This is a genomic window from Mesorhizobium sp. M0968 (assembly GCF_040319065.1).
In the GTDB taxonomy this organism is placed as follows: Bacteria; Pseudomonadota; Alphaproteobacteria; order Rhizobiales; family Rhizobiaceae; genus Mesorhizobium.
In genome coordinates, this window is the sequence record NZ_JAMYNL010000083.1 from 1 (window position 1) to 1453 (window position 1453).

At 66.6% G+C, this 1453-nt stretch carries 1 protein-coding gene; it reads right to left on the reverse strand.

Annotated elements, in window-relative coordinates; genetic code table 11:
• Positions 1–290 precede the first annotated feature (290 nt).
• The gene (locus tag NKH67_RS33970; RefSeq protein ID WP_353033099.1) at positions 291–1379 is read right to left on the reverse strand and encodes an IS110 family RNA-guided transposase; all 1089 of its coding nucleotides are present in this window, start codon (positions 1377–1379) and stop codon (positions 291–293) included.
• Between the last annotated feature and the right edge of the window lie 74 nt (positions 1380–1453).

The window sequence follows — 1453 nt, forward strand, 5'->3', positions numbered from 1 at the left end:
GGATCCATATGTGGACGGCGCCCTGCCTGCAACGGTTGTTTTGCGTCGTTTTCGATCGCTTGCGTCCATATGTCCGGCCTTTGAGCACGGTCCTTGCGGCCGCTGGCCAAGGTGGGGTTCGCGACGCCCGTTCCAATCATGCCAGCGGTTTCGTTGGCCAATGGATCCCTCGGAGTTTCGCGCGTCACGGATCGATCGATCACGCCATCTTCCTTCCGTTGCAAGAGCTTGTGTTCGGTGTTCCTCCGTTGCGGCCTATCCGGGCATGTCAGCGCCGTGCTGAGCCGCGGTCAGGGCTGGCCGCAGGCCACCGCCGTAGGCGGCGCGAAGCGGCCTTGAGGGCGGCGAGGAGGCGTCAGGCTGCCCGCCAGGCCGCAACGGTACGGCTCGCCGGTGATCATCATCTTCCAGGCCATACGGGCGGTCTTGTTGGCGAGCGCCACAGCCGCCAGCTTCGGCGGCTTGCGCGCAATCAACGCCGCCAGCCACGGCGAGGCCTTGGCGCGGCCGCGACGCACCTGCTGGATGTGGGCCGTCGCGCCCACCACCAGCGCCTGCCGCAGCATCTCGTCGCCGGCCCGCGTGATCACCCCCAGCCGGTTCTTGCCGGCGGTCGAATGGTTCTTCGGCGTCAGCCCCAGCCACGCCGCGAAGGCGCGTCCCGAACCGAACGCTGTCGCATCAGTGACCTTGACGCCGAGCAGGCTCGCCACGACCGGCCCGACGCCGGGCATCGCAGCCAGCCGCTGTCCAGTCTCGTCCTTGCGGTGATGGGCCAACAGCTTCTTGTCGATTGCCGCGTATCGCGCGCACACCGCGCGGTATTCCTCGCCGAGCGTCTCAAGCAGTTCCTTTGCCAGCGCCGGCACCGTCGCGTCGCCGGCAATGCGGGCCAGCAGTGGCTCGATGCGGGCAAGGCCTTGTGCGGCCACCAGGCCGAATTCGGCTGCGTAGCCGCGGATCGTGTTGGAAAGCTGCGTGCGCCGCCGCACCAGCTGCTCGCGCACCCCAAACAGCATCTGCGCCGCTTGCTGCTCGCCGCTCTTGATCCCAACAAAGCGTGTCCTGGGCCGGCTCATCGCCTCGCAGATCGCCTCGGCGTCAGCCGCGTCATGCTTGCCGCGCCGCACATACGGCTTCACGTGCTGCGCCGCGATCAGCACCACCTCATGACCCAGCCCCGACAGCGTGCGCGCCCAGTAATGCGAGCCACCGCACGCCTCCAGCCCGATCCTCACCGGCGCAAGCTTGGCGAAGAACGGGACTACCGCCCGCCGTTGCAATTTACGCACCAGCACCGAACGCTCCGCAGCGTCGACACCATGCAGCTGAAAAACACTCTTGGACGTATCCATGCCAATACGGATAAGGTGTTCCACGGACGGCTCCCTTGTTTGAGATCTCAACGAACTCATTCTGGCACATCCGATGCCGTCGGGCGCCGTCCACCCCA